Consider the following 21,414-nt stretch of genomic DNA (forward strand, 5'->3'; position numbering starts at 1 on the left):
TTTTCAGTAAACCATCCGTTTCCGGTAAAAGATTAAGAACATGAAACGTTTTTCAAAGATATCCTATGCGTTTTTCTTTATGTTTTTAGGGGGTGTTTTTTTCCTTTCGGCTTGTCAGAATCATCGCCGTACAACAGCCGAGAAGGCAGCAGGGCCCGTTGCTAAACAACCCGTTTTTATTTCCGGACAGGTGTATGATACCGTAAAATGCGAAGCCCATCCGGATGAGTCGTATGCCCTTTATTTGCCGAAAAAATATACTCCGTCGCGATCGTTCCCGGTATTATTTCTATTTGATGCCCAGGCCAGGGGAATATTGCCGGTTCGTCGCTACCGGCCATTGGCAGATCATTTTGGATGGATCTTGGTTTGTTCCAATAATTCGAAAAACGGACTTTCAGCGCCGGTGCGTAACCAGTATATTTATCATTTTATGGATGATGTGGAAAAACGTTTTTCACTGGATTCCCGGCGAATTTATACCGGTGGTTTTTCGGGAGGGGCCCGTATTGCTGCCGGAATTGGCCTGTCCAATCCGGGAATTGCCGGAACCATTGGCTGCGCGGCCGGTTTCCCGCCATTGAATAAAATCGTGAACAAACAATTGACTTATATCGGTGTGGTGGGAAATACCGATTTTAATTATCGTGAAATGAAACGATTGTCTAATGAGCTGGAGGCCGCCGGTTGGCGTCATGCGCTGCTTATTTTTTCCGGACACCATCAATGGCCCCCGCTTCCGGTGATGAAACAGGCTTTTTATCTTTTGGATGCCGATGCCATGCAAAAAGGCAGTCTTGCTAAGAATCCGTCAGAAATAAATACCATAAAAAGAAGGTATGACTCAATCCGGCAGCAGGCGCTGCAGAAAAAAGATTACTTGTTATTGAAGCGTACCGATCGCCAGCTTATTGAGTTTCTGGGAAAACTAACCGATGTTTCTGCTTATCAAAAAGAGATCCGGCAGATTACAGAGAATCCTGTTTTCCAACAACAAAAAGAACAGCAGGCTCTCCTGAAAAAAGAAGAAAAAAAATGGCAGGAGATTTATACGCGAGCCCTGGAAAACAGAAATAGCGAATGGTGGAAAACATCGTTGCATCAGCTTTCGATGATGAAGAAAAAAGCCGAAACTCCGGCTCAACAACAAATGGTGCAACGTCTGTATAATTACCTGAGCCTGATGTCCTATTTATATGCCTACGGAAGCCTGAAAAATGAAAATACGCCGGCTGCTGCCAAATATTTGATGATTTATCAGTTTGTTGATCCCAATAATCCGGAAGTGTATTATTTACAAGCCCGGTTATATGCCAAAACGGGCCAGCAATCAAAAATTCTTCCTGCATTAAAAAAAGCGGCAGACAAAGGTTTTTATGATTTTAAAAGACTCCGTACCGATGTAAATTTCTCTTCTTTTCATCAGAACAAAACCTTTTTGAATATCTTGAAAGAAGTGAAAAACAATCCGATGAAAGAGATGTAGCATTTCCCTCTCCTTTTTTTGTTATTTTTGAACAACAAAACATCCAAGTATGTCCGGCCTTCGAGAGAAAGAAGAATGTTTTTCCTGTTTTTGTCAGGAAAAATTCCCTGAAAACTATTTTATAAACCATAAATTATACTTGCGTCATGAAAAACTTTGTTGTTCATCAGCTGCTGCATCATGCGGTAATTACGTATCCTGAACAGGAAATTATTTCCGGGAACACCCGTCTTACATTCAAAACATTTTACGATCGGGTGGTAAAGCTGGCTAATAGTTTAAGTAAAAGAGGCGTTAAAAAAGGGACGGTATTGGGCGTTTTAGAGGTAAATACTCATCGGTTTTTGGAGCTTCATTATGCTTCGTCCATGTTGGGGGCTGTTTTACATACGATTAATTTTCGATTGGCTCCCGAGCAAATGGTTTATTCAATGAAACATGCCGGTGATGAGTGGGTATTTGTTTCAGAACTTTTTGCTCCGGCGATAAAACCAATTTTATCTCAGTTTCCTAACTGGGTTTATATGGGAGAAGATAAAAATGAAGAATTATCCGATGGATCACATCATTTTTTCTTGTACGAATCATTAATAGAAGAAGGAGAGAAAAAAGAACCTGATTTTGCTAAAGAAACCAACGAAAAAGACATTTTTTCCATTTTTTATACTACCGGAACAACAGGTAAACCCAAAGGAATTCGATATACGCATCATGCTATATTACACGGAGCGATTCAACTTTTTCATCACCTGGCCATGCATAAATATGGAGCCCGTGTCAGTAGCCGGGATGTTTATATGCCGCTTATTCCGTTTTTTCATATTCATGCTTGGGGAATGGCTTTTTTTCCTTTATACATCGGGGCTAAATTGGTATTGCCCGGGGCGGCTGATCCTGCGCATCAATTGGAATTGATAAAAAGAGAAAAAGTATCGTGGATGAATATGGTTCCCACCCAGTTGCAGATGCTTTTAAATCAAGAAGGTTTTGAGAACATAAAGGTACTTACCGGAGGAAGTCCGTTTGCTTCCGGAATTGCACAGCAGGCACATCGTGCAGGAATACAGTTTAGTTTGATTTATGGAGGATCTGATCAATTAGCTACTGCGATATCTGTTGTTCCTGAAAATGTGGATCCTTCTTCACCGGAAGCTATGGAATGGCGCCGTGTAGGAATGCGCCCTTTGCCGTTGGTAGAAATTTCAATTAAAGATAAAGAAGGAAAAGAAGTTCCTCATGATGGGAAAACTTTAGGCTCTGTTTGGGTGCGTAGTCCATGGTTGCCCGAAGGATATTACAAAGAACCGGAAATCACAAAGGAACATTTTATCGATGGTTGGTTCCGAACAGGAGATTTGGGATTCTTTTATGAAAATCATTCTTTGTATGTAGCAGATCGTGAAGGCGATGCGATAAAAAGTGGAGGAGAATGGATCCCAACAGGAATGTTGGAGGCCGTTATTTCTGAATATCCTGCAGTAGAACAAGTTGCCGTAATTCCTGAAAAAAATGAACAATGGGGACAACGGCCTCTGGCTGTGATTAAGGCAACAGAAAAAGTGACAGGACAGCAGCTGTCCGACTTTTTATTAACCAAGGTAAAAGAAGGAAAACTTGCCAAATTTTGGATTCCTGATAATTATTTGTTTGTAGATGAAATCCCCCTGACCAGTGCAGGAAAACTGAACAAAAAAGCGTTGCGAAAACAATATGGGAATTAAAAATTCAATAAAACCTATTACCTTTACCATTCGTTTGAAAATAAAAAATACGAACCATGTCAATTGACCAAATCTTAACCAAAGAAGAACTGACCCTGCGCGAAAAAGTGCAGGATTTTGTAAAATGGGTTCCCCGGCAATTATTGCTGGATATGGATTCCGACAAAGTAAAATATCCCAAGGAATTTATCCGTGAAGCCGGTAAACGCAACCTGCTGGGTTTACGCTTCGATAAAAAATGGGGTGGAGCAGGAATGCCCTGGACCAGTGAAATGGTGGCTTTGGAAGAAGTAGGTATTCTCGGAACTTCGTTAGGTTGTCTTTACTCTTTGTTTTCCATAGTGGGCGAAGCGATCCATGTGTTTGGTACCGAAGAGCAAAAAGAGCGCTTTTTAATTCCTATGCTGAAAGGAGAAATCGGTGTAGCCGAAGGGCTTACGGAACCCCGTGGCGGTTCTGACTTTTTTGCTGCCACCACCAAGGCAGTCCGGAAGGGTGATATGTTTTATCTGAGCGGTCAAAAACGTTTCGTGGTGGGAGCTGAAGGCGCCGATCTGATTCTTGTTTATGCCAAAGTGGAAGGTATTGACGATGCTAAAAAAGCGATGACCGCTTTTTTGGTTGAACGCGGACCCGGTGTGGAAGTAGAGCATGTTTATGGCCTCATGGGTACCCGTGGGGGCGGAACAGGAAGACTGGTATTTAAAGATGCTGCTGTTCCGTTAAAAAATGTGCTGGGTGGTGAAGCCGGCATTGGCAATGGAACCCGTGTATTTCATCAAATGATGGTTCCTGAACGGCTTACCTCTGCCGGTGGTGCTGTCGGTATGGCCCGGGGCGCTTTTGAAGTAGCTGCCCGTTATGCAGACAAACGCAAAGCCTTTGGACGAAAAATCCGTTCTTTTGAAGCGGTGAGTGCTAAAGTGTCAGACAGCCTTACTTTGCTTGATGCTTCGCGTGCTATAAACTATATGGCAGCTAAAACGGCTGATGCTCCGGTGTCGGCAGGTCAAATCAGACAGGTGGTTTCCGAAGCCAAGAAATTCTCCACCGAATCAGCCTGGAAAGTGGTGAATCATGCCATGCAAATCATGGGAGGCATCGGTTATACCAATGTTTATCCGGTGGAAAAGATGCTGCGCGATATTCGCTTGATTACCATATGGACCGGGACCAATGAAATTATGGATTTGGTGATACAACATGAATTTTATAAAGCGTTTTTAACGCAAAAACAAAAAAGTCGTGATATCGAGCCGGACGCAGAAGGAGCTGAACTTCCTGATGAAAAAATTTATAATGATGATGAGTAGTCGTCGGTTTATTTGCTCTGCCTAAGTCTAACGACAAGATGGACAAACAAAAGAAGGAAGAGGTAAAAAGAGTAGTCCTTTTTTTAAGTGTATGGACGGGCTTTTTACTGTTTTTAGATCTTGCAACCGGTGTCTCGTGGTTCCATTCGGGCGATTTTTCTTACCGGACAGCCATGGCATATCACGGATTGCTTATTCCGGTGTGGATGTTTTTGCTGCTGGCTTTTTCTGATGAGATACCGGAGTCTTTTCTTCGCCGGAGAACACTAGTTGTCGGCGTCTTGTCCGCATCGGTATTAACCGGTGCCGCCTCCTTGTTTATCCGGCAAAAAGGAATCTCCTTTCCGACGGTCATCTTGGTTTCCGGGCTTGTTATCGCTGAAATAACCGCGCTTGTTGTTCTTATCGGTGCTTTGCGGGCTTATCGTGTTTCTTCAGAAAAAAAACCGGTAAACCGGTTGGCATGGACTACTGTTTTTATTGCCCTTGCCGGGATGTCGCTGGCAACTCCTGCCGGTCATCTTGTCGGCGCTTTTCAGGATGCGGAGCAATGGTTTTCGGGTTGGGCTGCTCATTTTCAGACAGACAGTCTGACGGATGCCCATAGCCATCAGATGCTGGCGTCGTTGCTGGCTGCTGCTTTTGCACTGCCTTTTTTAAAAAAAACGGGAACAGAACAAAAAAGAGTATGGCGATTACAAAATACAGGATTAATACTGATCATGGTGGCAACACTTGCTCAGATTGCCATTTACCAGGCTTCTGCCTGGGTTGGATGGGAACCGCCTGTATTGTTTTCGCATGGACTGAACGGCGTTCCGTTGGATGATGCGGTGTTGTCTGTTTTAGGAATGGGGATGCTGATGTTGGTTCCCGGACTTTGGATAAAAACAAAAGACAAAACGGTTTCCCCGACAAAAACAGTAATTATAAACCGGTTGCTGGCGGTTCTGCTGTTGTCTTACTTAATGAGCGTCGTTGTTTTGGGAATTTATATTGAATTTCACGAGCCTTTTTTTGGACAGGCCGCCGGAAATGCTCCCGGGGTTCCCAATGATTTGGCTTTTATCCGGGGACATCTGCTATTGGGTTTTATGCTCATTCCGGTTATGACTGGCGTTTTGCTGAACACACATCGTTTTGCCTTCTCTGGCAACAGCCTTTTTGTTGTTTCTGTTTTGCTGGTCGTAACTTCTGGTGTGGCCGGGATTTTTTTATGGACTTTCGGATTACATCCTGTCCTTATGCAGGTAGCGGTTTATCTTACCATCGTTTTTCTCTGGCTCAGTGCTTATTTGTTCTGGTTGGATGAAAAAGAGACGGCTTAACAACAGCTAGTTTCTTTACGGGTTGTTTTTCTATTGCGGTTATTGTTAACCGGTCATTCATGTCTCTTCTTGCTAAACCGGAATTTATTTAATACCGGCAGTAAGCAGAAGAGAGCAATTTTAAGATAAAAGGATGCATCCAATCCGGCTGATGTTTTCAAATCGGTTGTTAGGTATTGTAGAACAGGCTTGTGTGGTTTTGATAAAGGTCCGTAAAAATTTTTGTAATTTTACAGATTAAACATCGGATTACCATTATTATTTGTATGGATATCGATAACAATGAAGAGAATGAAAAACTTTTAATTGCCTCTTTTAAAAGAGGCGACCAGGAAGCATTCACTAAATTGTATAAAAAATATAGTCCTGCTCTTTATCAATACATCTTTTTTATTACTCAAAACAAAGAGCAATCGGAAGGAATTGTTCAGGATGTTTTTTTGAAAGTTTGGGAAGGAAAAGACAGAATAGATGAAAACCTTTCGTTTGAATCATATATTCACACCATTGCGAAAAATAAGTTTTATGATTTTATTCGTAAATCAGTTCATCGCGAAGCCTATTTAACATTTCTTGCCGAGAAAAGACGTCTCAATCTTAACCAGACAGAACTCGAAATAAATTATCTGGAATTGGTTAATGTCATTAATGAATTAATTGCCCAACTTCCTCCCAAAAGAAAACGTATTTACGAATTGAACCAAAAAAATGGTTTAACAAGAAAGGAAATTGCCGAAAAATTGTGTTTATCAGTAAGTACGGTTGACAATCAGCTTGTTAAGGCGTTTAAATTTATTCGTTCAGGGTTAAAAGATTTGGGATATTTTATTCTGTTGCTGCTTTTTTTTCAGCAGTTTTAAAGGATTTGTTAATTCAACAGGCCGGGTGTTTGAAAATTTTTCTGATTAATTTTTTGGGGGAATAGTGATTTCTTCTTTTTCAAACGTAATATAAACAGAAAGATAACTTATGATTTCTGAAAGCAAAATAAAACTTTTACAAAAGTTTTTTAAGGATCAGTGTACAGAATATGAATTGCTGGATCTTACCCGGTGGATTAATCAACCGGAAACATTAGATGAAATTTTACCGGAGTTTAAAAAATTGTTGGCTGAATATAATCCTGATATGGAAGGGGCTTTCGATTCTGAAAAAGTTCTTGAACAAATTCAGAAGAAAATTGCCAATAACAAAGAACAAAATAACAAGAAGGTCTTTAAGCAGGCCAAACAGCGTATCCTTTTCCGGAATCTGTTAAAGTATGCTGCTGTCTTTTTCATCGCATTAACTGTATTTGCTTCCGGGTATTTCTTATTGGTAAAACCGGAGAGTCATCAAATTACGTATATTGAAAAAACAGTTCCCAATGGAAAAAAAGCAAAAATTGTTCTTTCTGACGGAACCAGGGTTTGGATCAATGCCAACAGTACTTTAAAGTATCCGCTGAAGATGGGAAAGCATTTCCGGAAAGTGTTTTTGACCGGAGAAGCTTATTTTGATGTGGTGAAAAACAAGAAGAAACCATTCATTGTTATTACCAGAGACATTAAAATTAAAGTGCTGGGAACAGCTTTTGATGTAAATGCTTATCCGGATAATGAACGAATTAAAACAACGCTGGTTCGGGGCAAGGTAAATATAACCGGTAACAACAAAAAGAATCAGGAACAACATGTTGTTTTACTTCCCGGACAGCAGGCCATATATTTCAAAAATGCAAATTACATTCAGGTACATAAAGTAAATACAGCACAATATACTGCCTGGATAAAAGGCGAATTGATCTTTAACGAAACAACACTCGAAAACGTGGTTAAACAGTTAAGACGGCGGTTTAACCTGAACATCTCAATCCAGGATACAGAAATAAGAAATTATAAATATACCGGACAGTTTTCTCATGAATCTCCTGAAGAAATTATGCGTATTCTGGAAAAAGTTACCCCAACCCAGTTTATAAAAACAGATCACGGTATCATTGTTAAATTTGATAGTAAAAGAAAAAACATGCTATATAAACGAAAAGAAGAAAATAATACGAGAAACTAAATTCCTGCTCATGTAGAATTGTTGTAATGGAACCAAAATGTTTTCTGTACAAGAAGAAAAAAAGAGTAAAAAAAACGGGAAATGCGGCAACATTTCCCGGAAAAAAATAATTAATGTTAATGATAATAAGCAACTTAACCGGTGAAATTATCATTAACCAGTATTAACTAAATTTTTTTTAAAAGTATGAAAAATAAATTTACATTCAGATGGCACAAAACCATCTCCGGAAAAAAAGTAATTATGGTTACTAAATTAACATTTCTTCTAATGTTAGTTAACATTTTTACGGTTTCTGCCAAATCATACTCGCAGGAAACCAGGTTCTCTCTCCAGATGAATAATGTTACGGTAAAGCATGTTTTAAATGAGATATCTCAATTAACCGATTACCAGTTTGTTTGGAGTAGTAGTACGGTCAACACGGATAAAAAAGTAAATTTTCATTGTGAAAACAGTACAATCCGGCAGGCGCTAAATCAGCTTTTTTTAGGAACAAACATTAAATATGAGATTATTGACCGAAATGTTGTGTTGATGCCAGCGGAAAAAAATGTTGTCAATGCTCAGCAATCAACGGGTACGATCAAAGGAGTTGTCAAAAGTAACACCGGAGAAACGCTTCCGGGTGTTAATGTGGCTATAAAAGGAACTTATCAGGGTACAGTAACAGATGCCAAAGGTGTTTTTGAACTCAACGGCTTATCTCCGGGAGATTATGAGCTGATCATTAGTTTTGTGGGGTTTAAACCGAAAACAGTAAAAGTAACGGTTACACAGGGACATACTTCTGTAGTTCACGTAAATCTGGTTCCTGATATGTTGAACCTTAATACGGTGGTTGTAACGGGTATGCTGAATCCGAAGTCAAACATGCGTTCGAGTGTTGCCATTACAACCATGAATAAAAATGAAGTTGAAAAACTAAATACCGGAAGTTCTGCCAAGTTGCTCTCTTATGTTCCTGGTTTTTATGTGGAAGCCTCTGGCGGAGATGTTGGAAATAACCTGTTTGTGAGAGGGATTCCTGCTGCCGGTGCTTATCAGTTTACCCAAATACAAGAAGACGGACTTCCTGTATTTGAAGATGGAGCCCTGCAGTTTAGTAATGTGGATAATTATTACCGTGTGGATGCCAATGTTGATCGGGTAGAAGCAGTCCGGGGTGGCTCTTCTTCTATTTTTGCCAGTAATGCTCCCGGCGGCATCGTTAATTTTATCAGTAAAGTAGGAGGTCCGGTATTTAACGGATATGCCAAAATTACAACGGCCGATTACGGTATGTTAAGAACCGAAATAAATATTAATGGCCCGCTGTCTTCCAAAATACGCTATAGTATCGGCGGCTTTTACAGAGTGGGAAACGGTGTTAGAGATGCCGGATTTAAAGGAAATAAAGGCGGACAAATAAAAGCAAACCTAACTTTCTTGCATAAAAATGGATATGTAAGAACGTATTTTAAATTTTTAAACGATAGGAACATCTTTTATCTCCCGATTCCTTTGCAAAATCAGGATAATCCGGAAGGAATTCCTGGTTTCGATCCCAATTATGGAACCATGACCAGCTTTTATGCCAGTAAGATAAGTGTTCCTATGCCTGGTGGCGGAACCTGGAACAGAAACCTTGAAAATGGAATTCATCCTATTGTTGCCGCAATTGGTGCCGAATTATTTCAGGATCTTAAAAATGGCTGGACCATTAAAGATGCTTTTCGTTACACCAATATCAATCTTACGTATGATGCCATGTTTTCCATGGGGAGTCCTGTTTACGCAACAGACTTGGGCGAATCTGTTTTTGGCGCAGGAAATTATCAATATTCTTATGCCGATAACGGACAGGTTATTTCTGATCCCAGTCAGTTAAATGGAAACGGATTGGTTGTTCAGCCCGGTTTTTGGAGTATTGACCGAAAAATGAACAATTTCGTTAATAATTTAAGCATCACAAAAAAAATTGGCACACATAAAATTACCGGAGGATATTATTTTTCTCAGTACAATGCCACTCAACATTGGTATTGGTCACAAGTGTTGATGGAAGTTACCGACCAGGCTCATCTTCTTAATTTAACCAATCCGGCAACCGGACAGTCATATACCTGGAACGGAATTAGTAACATTGGATTTTACGGAAGAAACAGTGATATTTATGGTACAATTAATGCCTTTTTCCTGGATGATGAATTTAATATCACAGAAAAATTATCAGGAGAAGTTGGATTAAGATACGATGCCGATAGATATTCAGGCGACAGAGAAGGAGACAAATGGAGCGATTTGCCCAATCAGGATACTTTGCTTACACCGGCTCTTAATACTGCGTGGAGTGGAAATGGCCAGATGAAATATTTTGTTTATGATGTAGATAAACTTTCATGGACCTTTGGTCTGAATTATTCTTTTTCTGAAAGAATGGCTGCCTATGTCAGGGTAAGTAGTGGTTTCCGTGCTCCTATTGAAGAATCATTTATGGATAATATCGACGACGAAAGCAAACTTAAAACAACCGACGTTAATCAGTATGAATTGGGATACAAATATTCTTCCCCCAATTTGGCCGTGTTTGCCAATGCCTTTTATATGAAAATGTCGAATCTTCCGTTTACAGATATTTTAGCCAGCGGACAGTCTGAAAATAAATTTGCCGGAGCCGATAACCTGGGACTGGAAATAGAATCGATTGCCAAAATCGGAATTTTTAGCTTGCGTTTTAACGGAACATTCCAAAATCCTGTGTTTACTGATTTTGCATATCATACCTCGGATGGAACGCTTGTTGACAACTCAGGAAATCAGGTGAGACGTATTCCTAAATACTTTTTCCATTTAACCCCTTCGTTGAATTTTAAAAATGGTTTGAGCATTTATACAACGTTTCACTATTACGGAAAGAAATACCAGGATAATGAAAACCTGGCAACTTTACCGTCATATTCAGTGTTTGATGCGGGGATTTCGTACAAGTACAACAATATTTTGTTCACCATTGATGGGTATAATCTTACAAACACCATTGGCTTAACAGAAGGTGATCCGAGAGTTAGTCCTGATGCATCGGCAAAATACTATATGGCACGGCCGATACTGGGGAGAAACTTCAGGTTTTCAATCAGTTATAAATTTTAATTATTAGGTTTCATGCGATAAAAAACTAATCCCATAGTTTTTTAGATGGGATTAGTTTTTTTATTTATTGCTGAACTTTTCAAGCTGTTTTTCAACGGCATATTTTTTACCCGTCAAATTATTGTTGTATGATAGATTTAATTTTAGTTGCAGCATTTGTTATATACAGTGTTAGTGCCGGTTTTTTTGCAAAATCAAAGGCATCAAAAAACCTTACAGAATATTTTTTAGCCGGAAGAAGTATAAAAGGATGGAAATCTGGTGTTAGTATCGCTGCAACACAGTATGCGGCAGATACGCCTTTGCTGGTGACCGGTTTGGTGGCTACCGGTGGAATTTTTATGTTGTGGCGTTTGTGGATATATGGAATCAGTTTCTTGTTTATAGGATTCGTGTTGTCCAAATCGTGGTGGCGTTCAAGAATTCTTACGGATGCCGAGCTGACCGAAGTAAGATATAGCGGAAAAGTCGCTTTATGGCTGCGCGGCGTAAAAGCGTTGTTTTATGGTATTATTATCAATAGTATTGTTCTTGCCATGGTATTGTTGGCAGCAACCAGAATTTCAGAAGTTTTTCTGGTTTGGGATCAATGGTTGTCCCCCTCCATATATAATACCCTTTTGCATTGGGTAACCCATGCCGGAATTAATTTTTCAATGGGAATTTCGAGCGGCAATATTTGGGTGTCTTCTACCAACAATATTATCAGTATGACCCTGATTATTGCCTTTGTTACCCTGTATTCTACCACCGGAGGACTAAGAAGTGTAATCGAAACAGATGTTGTACAGTTTGTTATAGCAATGGTTGCCACTTTGCTGTATGCAATTTTTGTAGTACAAAAAACAGGCGGCTTGGGAAATATGATTCATCAGTTGGTCGCTTTATACGGAGAAGCAAAAACAAAACAGTTTTTGTCTTTTATGCCAACAGGCGGGGAGGCTGTTTTTCCTTTTTTGGTAATCATAAGTTTGCAATGGTTATTTCAAATGAACAGTGACGGTACCGGCTACATCGCACAACGATTGATGGCTACAACATCAGAAACAGAAGCCAGAAGAGCCGGACTTGTTTTTTCTATTTTTCAGATATTGGTTCGGAGTCTTTTTTGGCTGCCGATTATCATCGGGGCTTTAATCCTTTATCCATTTAATCCGGCAACCCCCATAAATACGGCTTTTACGGCTCATAGAGAAATGACGTTCGTCATGGGGATAAAAGATATACTCCCCCCGTTAGTACAGGGTCTGATGCTTTTGGGAATGCTTGCGGCATTATCTTCTACAATCAGTACGCTTTTATCCTGGGGTGCCAGTTACTGGAGTAATGATATTTATAAAAGAATTATTAATGAAGCCTGGTTGAAACGAAAACCCAAACATGCTGAGCAGGTAGTGGTGGCCAGAATCACAAACTTTCTGGTTTTATTATTTGCCCTTGTCATTATGGGACAAATGGGATCAATTCAGGCGGCATGGTATTTGTCTTTGTTGTTTGGTGCCGGTGTGGGGTCGGTATTAATATTACGCTGGTTATGGGAACGAATAAATATATATTCAGAGATTGCAGCCATTGCTTCTTCGTTTGTCATAGCGCCGATTATTCTTTATACCGTAGATGCCGAATGGCTTAAGTTATTGATAATGTCTGCTTCTTCTACGATTATTGTTATTGTAGTCACGTATTTGACCCCGCCAACAGAACAAAAAATACTGGCTGCTTTTTATCAGCGGGTTTCTCCATCGGGCTACTGGCGAAAGACAGCCAAATATATTGGCGAAAATCCTGAAAATTCCATTAAAGAACTGTGGAGCAATATTGTTGTTGTTACCCTTTCGTCGATTACAATCTTTTTGCTTCTTGTTGGAATATCAAAGCTTTTGTTTCCGCAACCCGGTCAAAGTATCTATTATCCTATTTTGTTGATTGTAATTGCTTTAGGGGCATTACCTTTCTGGTGGAAAAAAGCGTGGGGAAAAACCGTTGTGAATGAAAAAGTGGTTACCCCAAAATAAAATGATAAATATCCCCCGGCATAACATGTTTCTTTGCTTTTGACAAAATACCAATTGAAGCAGGGGGATATTTTTACTTTATCTGCTGGAAAAATTACCGGTAAACCTGGCTTTTTACTTTTACCAGCAGCTTTTTAGAGGCTTTTAAAGCATCTGTGGCCAGCGAATTGGAATAGTTTTGAAGAAAAAGAATCGCTTTTTTCGGATTGGTTTTGTAAAGTGTCAGGGCACTTTTTTCAATGGCCGGTTGCCAGGCAAAAGCCTCTTTTTCTTTTGCTTTCCACACTTTTTGAATCATTCCGATGGTTTCGAAATAGCGGATCCCGCTGATGTTTTCCAAATCGTTGAAAATCCAAAATGCTTTATCCGGCTGATAGGTAAACGTACCGGGCAACGGTTTTAGCTGATGTTGCAACGAAACCTGCCAGTTGCCGTTTCCGGGAACAAAATGATAACACGCCGGTATTTGTGCTGCCACAGGATAAAAAGGCACATAGGTGTTTACGTCCGGTCTTCCGAAGCTCAGCCACAACACCGGGCCGATTTCTTTCGGCAGGTTGCTTCTCAACTGGGCAACGACTGACACCTGGGTGGAAAGCGTGCAAATGGTCCGTTCGCTGCCGTTATTGGGATTTGCCTTTTTGTCGCGTGTCATATCGTAAGGTGTTCCTTCGTAATGGTCACGCAATACCTGCATCAGGTCGGCAGGAGTCAGTTTGCGGTCGGGAATTACCGAAAAAGGCAATCCTGATTTTTTGGCTTCTTTTGCCGAAACCGTTTTTCCCGAAAGTAATTGTTGTCCGCGCCATTGGCGGGTGTCGAATCCCCGTTCCTTAAAATGGCGGGCACGGAATTCCGAAAAGATATACGAGAAATCAAAAACTTTGTCTTTTTTCGGGTTATACCATCCTTTGCTGATGGCATATTGCCGGATGTCTTTTTTGGAAAAAATAAAATTGACCGTATCATTAAAATCCACTTTCCGGATAACGTAAATATTTGGCTGTAATACAACAGCATCATCCGGAACCCGTTCGGCAATCCAGTATTTTCCGGGCAGGATATCCAGCAGCCAGGCCTCGTTTTTGTCGGCAATTACCAGGGTACGTCCTCCTTTTGGTCCGACAGCGTAACCAAATTTATCCAGTAGTTGTCCGGCAATTTTTACCCCTTCGCGAGCTGTTCGGGCGCGCTGAGCCACAATCCGGCGCAGCATATAACCTATTCCGCCGTCTGTTGTTTCCGGGTCGGTTATTCGCGAGCCACAGGCATTGCTGGCAATGGTTACGCCCCACTCGTTCATGTAAAGATCGCTAAATTCCTGATGTACGTCCTGTATCCAGCTGAAAGCCCATGTTTCGGACACTTGGGGCAACGTGCCTCCCCGTACCAGAGTGACTACAGCTCCCGGCTTGAAATGCTGCCGCGGAACGTTCCAAAAATTCATGAGCTGAATACCCCAATCGTCTTCGTTGTGGGCAAACAATACCGACCCGTCGGCCGTGGCTTTTTTGCCCGCTACAATGGTATAACAGGCTTTTGAAGTAAAAGGCAGAAAAATAAAAATCAACAGGCTGAAGAACAGGAATTTTTTCATGGCAAATGTTTTTGACGGATGAACAACAAAGGTGCACACTTTTGGGCAAATATCCGACAAAAGTATGCACCTTTTTCATCGAAAAATATCCGGTTTTATTTTCCGTATTTGGCTTTCAGTCCTTTTTTAGGATTGTAACCGAAGAATTGACCTTCGAGCATAAACAGGTATAATGTGTTTTTTACCTGTTTTTTTGCAATGGCTTCCGGTGGTTTCGGAGCATTTCCTTTGTAGAATTTATTCAGTGTTTCCAGGTTTCCTGTGGGCGGGATGTACATAAAAACTACCACCGTGGGTTTTCCTTTGATCACATTTTCCAAAACCACTTTTTTCCCGTCAGCGGTTTCTGCAGTTACATCCTGTGGAAAAGGATGACCGGTAAGGAATGGCGACCGGACAACCGCCGAATGCCGCAAACCGACTTTCAGTTTGGGATGCACATGTCCCCAGGGATAATCACCCGATTTTACCTTGGCGGTTTTTCCTTTTTTAACCACATCTTTCAAATTATCCCCAAATTCTTTTCCGTTAGAACACAGTGCCTTGGAAATGTCCACACTTTCCAGCAAATCGCTTCCTTCGGTGTAACAAATCCCGTTTTTGTCAAACAACAGAAAATCATATTGTTTTAGATGCCTCTCGTTGTATGCCCGGACGATAAATTCCGGACTTCCGGTGATGTCAAATTTGTGGTTGATATCTGCTCCGTTCGCGACCTGGATATCCGGCAAATAATAAAATTTCAGGTGCGGATAAATCGCCTCGTCAAAATGCGGATTTTTCGGACCAAGATTCACCACAATAACCTGCGGAGCCAGTTTTATCAGGTTTTGGGCCATTACACCGGTCCCGCTGATGAGCGCAAAAATCAAAACAAAAAAAGTAGATAATTTCCTTTTCATATCGCTTTAATTTTTTTGGTTAAACAAATAAGCAGCAACTGGTTACGGGCAAATATATAAAATTTTATTTTTTGAAACATTCATTTTTTTGAGGTTCTGTTTTTGCTTTTTACCGGATAGGATCCGATGCCTTTTTATCCCCATTGTATTTTAAAATACGCAAGTTTTCTTCTTCACCACAAGTATTCCGGCGTCAATATTTTTTGGCTTTTGGCGTTGGTTTCCCGTTCCTGCCTGCCGTTTTTAAAAACCGCTTCTTCTTTTTTCTCTGACGGAGGCTTTACTTTGTCGTCGTAAAAAGATCCAAAACAATGTTAAAAAAGTATAAATATTTAGTAATCAATAGTTTTAATTTGTTTTAAGCTTGACTTTCTTGTTTAAAGAATGTAATTTTGTGCTGAAAGAAAAAACAAAAAACGACTCAAACAATCGAATTGAAACTTAAAAAACAAAAGCCATGAAAAAAATCATTTCATCAGGGAAATGGGTGATGTACACCTTACTTTTCTCAACCCTTCTGTTTGCCGCCTCGTGTGCCAACCAGGCCAATAAAAAAGAATCGACCCAGCAAAAACTGGAACAAGAACCCAAAACGGTTCAGAAAGAAGCCAAAGTAGAAGAAAAACAAGACAGCGTGATGTTTCAGAAGAAGATGGATTTCTTTAAAAAGTTTGATACCAACAACGATAAAAAAATCTCTGAAAAAGAGTACATGGCCATGGCAACACAAAAATTTGCGGCCCTGGATGCTAATCATGACGGTATTTTAACCGCTACCGAATCCGATTTGGTTACAGCTATTGCTCCACAGGGAAAAACATCCGTTACCAAACAACAGTTTTTGGATTACTACAAAAAGAAATTCCAGACCATGGATAAAAATAAAGACGGTTATGTGATGATGGAAGAGTTGGATGTGAGGGAGAACTAAATTTTTTCAAAGTGTTAAAGGGAAAAGCAGCGGAAGTCTTCCGCTGCTTTTTTATATTCATACAGAACCTGTTGATTTGGAATGTGTTTGGTTCTCATAAAGAAAATTTTTCGGAGAAGATGTTGTTCAAAAGATTTTTTATAATTTTGCGCCCACATTGCCCGATGGTGTAATTGGCAACACGTCTGACTCTGGATCAGAAGAGTCCAGGTTCGAACCCTGGTCGGGCAACAAAAGCCTCTACGATAGCAGGGGCTTTTTGTTTATTACCAGGTGGGCGTGAATAATGATGGGTAGTTCAGTGTTACGCAAAAACACTTTTTCTTTTTCCAGACAATCTTTTGATACAACTGATACAACCAGGAGAAAAGCTGGTGGTTTATGTCGAAAAAGAAATTATTTTTGATACCACTTACTCGTCAACAGGAAACATTAGTTCTAATGAATTTATTGAAATTCACAGGCGGTATTTTTTCTTTGGTCTTTGGAATCTGGTTTTTCTGGTATCTGGTAAAACACCCCATTGACCCGGAACAGGATATTAGCAAATCAATGCTTCAGGGTTACATTAGTGCTGTTGGGGCTATTGTTTTGGGTTTTTTGTTAATATACAGTGAATTAGATCTGTATTTTCATAATTAATGGCGACAGGTTTTAATAAATTGGCAACATGAAAATTCTCATTCTTTGTACCGGAAATACTTGTCGCAGCCAAATGGCCGAAGGTTTTTTAAAAGCGATGGATCCTTCGCTGGACGTTTGCTCGGCGGGTACTGAACCGGGTAAAAAAATTCATCCTGTGGCTGTAGCGGTGATGAAAGAAAAAGGAATAGACCTAAGTCAGAACAAGCCCAAACCCGTCGAAAAATTTCTGAATACCGCATTCGATTATGTCATTACGGTTTGCGACGGTGCCCGGGAATCTTGTCCGGTTTTTACCGGTAGTGTAAAGCACCGGTTACATATCGGTTTTGACGACCCGGCCGAAGCCACCGGAACTCCGGCAGAAATCAAAGCGGTTTTTGTCAGGGTTCGTGATGAAATAGCCTCTGCTTTCGGGAAATTTTACCGGGAAAATGTAAAAAATTAATTTCTGCACGGTTACCCTGCTTTTTTTGCAGCCCGTTCATTAAGGTCGTTGTGTTTTTCATTAGTTTTACAAAAAAATCAGCGAAAGCATGAAAGGCATCCAAACCGGTAAAAAGCGATTCGTTTTTGCGCTTATTATTTTATTATTCCTGCTTTTTTTCTATCCGTTTAGCGGGCCGCAACCAGTTCGTTATGTAGACCGTGCCACCGGACAGGTTAAAACCGAGCAGATAGAAGCCGGGGGCTGGCTTTTCTGGCTGTACAACAATCCGGTGGGAGAACTTTCGCTACAGGCGCTCATCAAACGTAAATGGGCTTCGGAATGGTATGGAAAACGTATGGACAAACCGGAATCGGTCAGTAAAATTGCGCCGTTTATCCGGAAGTACCACATCAACATGAATGATTTCCAAAAGAAAAAATATACTTCATTTAACGATTTCTTTATCCGTAAGCTCAGACCCGGTGCCCGGAAAATCGATACGAACAGGAACGTGGTCATTTCTCCCGGTGATGGAAAAATACTGGCTTATGATAACATTGGCCGACAAGATTTTATCGTTAAAGGATACCGGTTCAATTTGCGTAGTTTTTTAAAAAACGATTCGCTGGCCCGGGTTTATTCCGGCGGAAGTTTACTTTTATTGCGGTTGTGTCCGTATGATTATCACCGGTTTCATTATCCTGTAAGCGGACACCTTTCGCCGATAGTAAAAATCAAGGGCGATTATTACTCGGTAAATCCGATTGCTCTGCGGCAAGATATCCGCATCTTTTGCGAAAACAAAAGAGAATACCAGATCATCACGTCAAAAAATTTTGGTCCGGTGCTTATGGCTGAAATCGGGGCAACATTCGTCGGCAGTATTGTGATTACACACAAAAGCGATACAGCTGTAAAAGGACAGGAAGCCGGTTACTTTAAATTTGGCGGGTCGTCGGTTATTTTGCTTTTCCGCAAAGGTAAAATACAAATAGATAAAGACTTGTTAATCAATACCCGCAGGCATCTCGAAACGGAAGTAAAAATGGGGGAAGCCGTAGCGAAAAAACGGCTTTAAAAATCACAATACCGATTTCTTTTTTTCTTCAATCAGCACCAGGGCATCCTCATCGGTACCCAGCAGAGCCGCCAGCGGACGGGTTGATTCGTTGTATTCCAGCACAATTTTAATGGTCATGGTCAATGGTACGGATAAAAACATGCCCACAATACCCAGTACATATCCCCAAACAATTAACGAAAGGAAAACCACCAGCGTGGAAAGGCCCATTCCTTTTCCCATTACCCGTGGTTCTATCATGTAACCGATCATCAGATTAACGACAGCAAAAATAATCATGGCCCAAACGGCATGAGCAAATCCTAATTGTATCCAGGCGAACATTACCGCCGGAATAGCAGCAATAATGGAACCGATATTGGGAATATAATTGAGCAGGAAAGCAATCAGTCCCCACAAAATCGCATATTCCACTCCCAGAATCCATAAAAGAAGACCGACCAGGATTCCGGTAAGCAAACTGACAAAAGTTTTAATTACAAGGTAGTGACGGACACTTTTTTCGATACGTGTCAGGTTTTCCATTGATTTTTTAGAAGAAGCGGCTCCCAAAGCTTTTGCTTTCAGCCCGATGCTTTGCATTTCAAGCAGGATGAACAAAACGATGAAAAAAATCAGGGCGGTATTGCTCATTACATTTCCCAGCTGTCCCAGGGTGGAAGCGGTAAAATCCAGTACTTTGGCCGGATCAAAAAGTTGTGTTAGCCGGTCGGTAGAAAGGTTGATGCCATATTGGCTAAAATCGTTATTGATGGAGGATAAAATAACACTGAGACGCGTTTCGTATTTGCCAAGATGGGAAGTAAAGCTGCTGACCGAACTTCCCACAATACCGCTTAAGCCGGAAATGATCAAAATAAACCCCAATAGAACAATAGTGACGGACAACCAGTGAGGAACTTTTTTCCGGTCGAGCCACGATACCGGATGGACTCCGATAATACTTACAAAAACAGCCAGCAGAATAAGGGTGATAAACGATTCGGCCATCATCATTCCGGCAATAATAATGAACGATGCCGCCACAAAAAGAGTTACACGAAAAAGACGGTCGCTGATAAAAATGTGTTTCATGGTGGTGGTGTGTTTCTGATGTCAAAAATAACGAATCAACAGCGAATGAAAAAGATTTTCTTCGGCTTGTTTTGAGCAGCAAAATGTTAATAAAATCGGTTTTGTCTTCGATTTTAAATTTCTGATTTCCCGCTTTAACAGGACCTACCAGTTAAGAAAATGCACTTCAAATCCGGAGGCTTTGTAAGATTCTATAACCTGCATGCGAGAAGCTTCGGCCTCCCGGTACGTTTTAAATGCATTGGATGTACGGTGACCGCTATCGGTTTTTCCCCAGTTGGGCACCGCTTTAATCAACAGGGCATTAAACTTATAATTCAGGTCGTAAGCGCGTTTTTCTTTATGAATGTTACTGATGAAGAGATGATATTTCGGATGATCGCCGCCTGACGGGTCGCAAAAGCAGGAAGCAAATACATAATAGTAGTACGGACCGTTGGATAAACGGGGAATCGGCTGGATGGTAGTAACTTGTCCGTTTTCCACTTTCGGATTTTTGTCATTCCGGTAAATCCGGGTGATGAAGTCATAACAAATGGTAATACCGGAAACCAGCAAATCCATATCTCCGTCATGGTCAAAATCGCCCCAGATGGCTTTTCCTGAACTTACTCCGGGAATTCCGGTAAGGATACGTTTGAAATCGAAGGCCAGTTCGTTTTCATAAACTTCGGTATATGATCTTTCCATGGATTCGCCGGTCATCACAATGTCCAGGTCGCCATCGTGGTCATAATCAGCCAAATCGATGGTACATGATTTAAGCGACCGAATGGAAACCGGTACATTCATGAAATAATTGTTGAGTTCGTTGGAATAAATGCGACAATCGGGGAATCCGTCTTTATCTTCTCCGCTGATAATAAAATCCAGGTCACTGTCGCCATCCAGATCACCCCATTGGGCATCGCTGTTTTGCAGCTGAACAAAATGATCTTTTACCGGATAATATTTGTTTTTTATGTTTTGATAAAGTGCTGTAAACGGGCCGTTTCCATCGTTTCCGGTAATCAGCAGATCCAGATCGCCATCCTGGTCGTAATCTCCCCAACGGGCTACGCCATGATAAACACCGGGAACATTGACCGGAATTTCGGTAAAAACGCCATTATCGTTACGGTAAATCAAAGTAACTAATTTGTTATCGTACCGTTTTCCGGTTTCCAGAATATCCAAATCGCCGTCATGGTCATAATCACCCCATTCTATAGAGCCGTCTGTCAGCGGAGTAAAAGCTTGTGGAACGACGGTAAAATGTCCGTGTCCGTCATTTCTGTAAAGTCGCATTTCCGGCTGTCCCTGGGCATTTAATCCGGTCATGACAATATCCTGATCGCCATCGTGATCGTAATCTGCCACGGCAGCATCTCCCCGGTACAACGCCGGAAAGGGAGAACGGGAAGCTGCAAACCGGAGATTTTTTCCGTGAACAGTAAGTTGAGAAACAATGACATGTTTGTCATTTACGTAATAATCACCGGCCACAAAAGCCTGAAGCTGATGATTGTTTTTCACGTCTATCCAGCTCATTACAGGGTCTATTACACCGTGTAAATTACTGCTTACCTGCGTAAAAACCTGGGCAAAAACCGGTCCTGTGATCAAAAAAAGAAACAGGAGAAAAAAGTATTTTTTCAACATCAACATCAAAAAACAATTTCAATCAATAAAAGTAAAAATTATTTCCACATGCGAAAAGCCGCTTTTTCACTT

At 40.8% G+C, this 21,414-nt stretch carries 16 protein-coding genes and 1 tRNA gene; 13 read left to right on the top strand and 4 right to left on the bottom strand.

Annotation, left to right across the window (positions count from 1 at the left end):
- The first annotated feature begins 40 nt into the window (after positions 1-40).
- The 8 genes from LA303_RS01490 (at position 41) to LA303_RS01525 (ending at position 13,044) form a co-directional block, all read left to right on the top strand.
- Positions 41-1,486, top strand: a complete 1,446-nt coding sequence (locus LA303_RS01490) for a hypothetical protein (protein ID WP_240526172.1) — start codon at positions 41-43, stop codon at positions 1,484-1,486.
- A 146-nt stretch (positions 1,487-1,632) separates the two neighbouring features.
- Positions 1,633-3,207 carry an AMP-binding protein gene (locus LA303_RS01495; RefSeq protein WP_240526173.1) on the top strand — a complete coding sequence of 525 codons (1,575 nt, stop codon included), beginning with the start codon at positions 1,633-1,635 and terminating at the stop codon, positions 3,205-3,207.
- 56 nt (positions 3,208-3,263) lie between these two features.
- Positions 3,264-4,520, top strand: a complete 1,257-nt coding sequence (locus LA303_RS01500; protein ID WP_240526174.1) for an acyl-CoA dehydrogenase family protein — start codon at positions 3,264-3,266, stop codon at positions 4,518-4,520.
- A gap of 38 nt (positions 4,521-4,558) precedes the next feature.
- Positions 4,559-5,848 carry a hypothetical protein gene (locus tag LA303_RS01505; RefSeq protein WP_240526175.1) on the top strand — a complete coding sequence of 430 codons (1,290 nt, stop codon included), beginning with the start codon at positions 4,559-4,561 and terminating at the stop codon, positions 5,846-5,848.
- Positions 5,849-6,114: 266 nt separating this feature from the next.
- Positions 6,115-6,708, top strand: coding sequence for an RNA polymerase sigma factor (locus tag LA303_RS01510; RefSeq protein ID WP_240526176.1), 594 nt, complete (start codon positions 6,115-6,117; stop codon positions 6,706-6,708).
- A 109-nt stretch (positions 6,709-6,817) separates the two neighbouring features.
- Positions 6,818-7,897: a FecR family protein gene (locus LA303_RS01515; RefSeq protein WP_240526177.1), complete on the top strand. Its 1,080-nt coding sequence runs from the start codon at positions 6,818-6,820 to the stop codon at positions 7,895-7,897.
- 270 nt (positions 7,898-8,167) lie between these two features.
- Positions 8,168-11,029, top strand: a complete 2,862-nt coding sequence (locus tag LA303_RS01520; protein WP_240526178.1) for a TonB-dependent receptor — start codon at positions 8,168-8,170, stop codon at positions 11,027-11,029.
- Between the two features lie 128 nt (positions 11,030-11,157).
- Complete coding sequence (locus tag LA303_RS01525; RefSeq protein ID WP_240526179.1) at positions 11,158-13,044, top strand: sodium:solute symporter family protein; 1,887 nt, start codon at positions 11,158-11,160, stop codon at positions 13,042-13,044.
- A 94-nt stretch (positions 13,045-13,138) separates the two neighbouring features.
- Here LA303_RS01525 and LA303_RS01530 read toward each other — a convergent pair whose 3' ends face one another.
- A complete protein-coding gene (locus tag LA303_RS01530) occupies positions 13,139-14,641 on the bottom strand; it encodes a dipeptidase (protein ID WP_240526180.1) in 1,503 nt (500 codons plus the stop codon).
- Between the two features lie 95 nt (positions 14,642-14,736).
- The gene (locus LA303_RS01535; protein WP_240526181.1) at positions 14,737-15,543 is read right to left on the bottom strand and encodes a hypothetical protein; all 807 of its coding nucleotides are present in this window, start codon (positions 15,541-15,543) and stop codon (positions 14,737-14,739) included.
- A 457-nt stretch (positions 15,544-16,000) separates the two neighbouring features.
- Here LA303_RS01535 and LA303_RS01540 point away from each other — a divergent pair, with 457 nt between their 5' ends.
- The 5 genes from LA303_RS01540 to LA303_RS01560 all read left to right on the top strand — a co-directional run bounded on the left by LA303_RS01540 (position 16,001) and on the right by LA303_RS01560 (position 18,624).
- A complete protein-coding gene (locus LA303_RS01540; RefSeq protein WP_240526182.1) occupies positions 16,001-16,474 on the top strand; it encodes an EF-hand domain-containing protein in 474 nt (157 codons plus the stop codon).
- Between the two features lie 158 nt (positions 16,475-16,632).
- Positions 16,633-16,705, top strand: a tRNA-Gln gene (locus tag LA303_RS01545).
- A gap of 150 nt (positions 16,706-16,855) precedes the next feature.
- On the top strand, positions 16,856-17,116 hold the full coding sequence (locus tag LA303_RS01550; protein ID WP_240526183.1) for a hypothetical protein: 261 nt from the start codon (positions 16,856-16,858) through the stop codon (positions 17,114-17,116).
- Positions 17,117-17,144: 28 nt separating this feature from the next.
- The gene (locus tag LA303_RS01555) at positions 17,145-17,564 is read left to right on the top strand and encodes an arsenate reductase ArsC (protein ID WP_240526184.1); all 420 of its coding nucleotides are present in this window, start codon (positions 17,145-17,147) and stop codon (positions 17,562-17,564) included.
- An 88-nt stretch (positions 17,565-17,652) separates the two neighbouring features.
- Positions 17,653-18,624 (top strand): phosphatidylserine decarboxylase, encoded by a 972-nt coding sequence (locus LA303_RS01560; protein ID WP_240526185.1) that lies wholly within the window; start codon positions 17,653-17,655, stop codon positions 18,622-18,624.
- A 3-nt stretch (positions 18,625-18,627) separates the two neighbouring features.
- Here the strand turns inward: LA303_RS01560 and LA303_RS01565 are convergent, their stop codons facing one another.
- Positions 18,628-19,701, bottom strand: a complete 1,074-nt coding sequence (locus tag LA303_RS01565) for an AI-2E family transporter (RefSeq protein WP_240526186.1) — start codon at positions 19,699-19,701, stop codon at positions 18,628-18,630.
- A gap of 144 nt (positions 19,702-19,845) precedes the next feature.
- A complete protein-coding gene (locus tag LA303_RS01570; protein WP_240526187.1) occupies positions 19,846-21,231 on the bottom strand; it encodes an FG-GAP repeat domain-containing protein in 1,386 nt (461 codons plus the stop codon).
- Positions 21,232-21,414 lie beyond the last annotated feature (183 nt).

The organism is Candidatus Sulfidibacterium hydrothermale (assembly GCF_020149915.1).
Lineage (GTDB): Bacteria > Bacteroidota > Bacteroidia > Bacteroidales > F082 > Sulfidibacterium > Sulfidibacterium hydrothermale.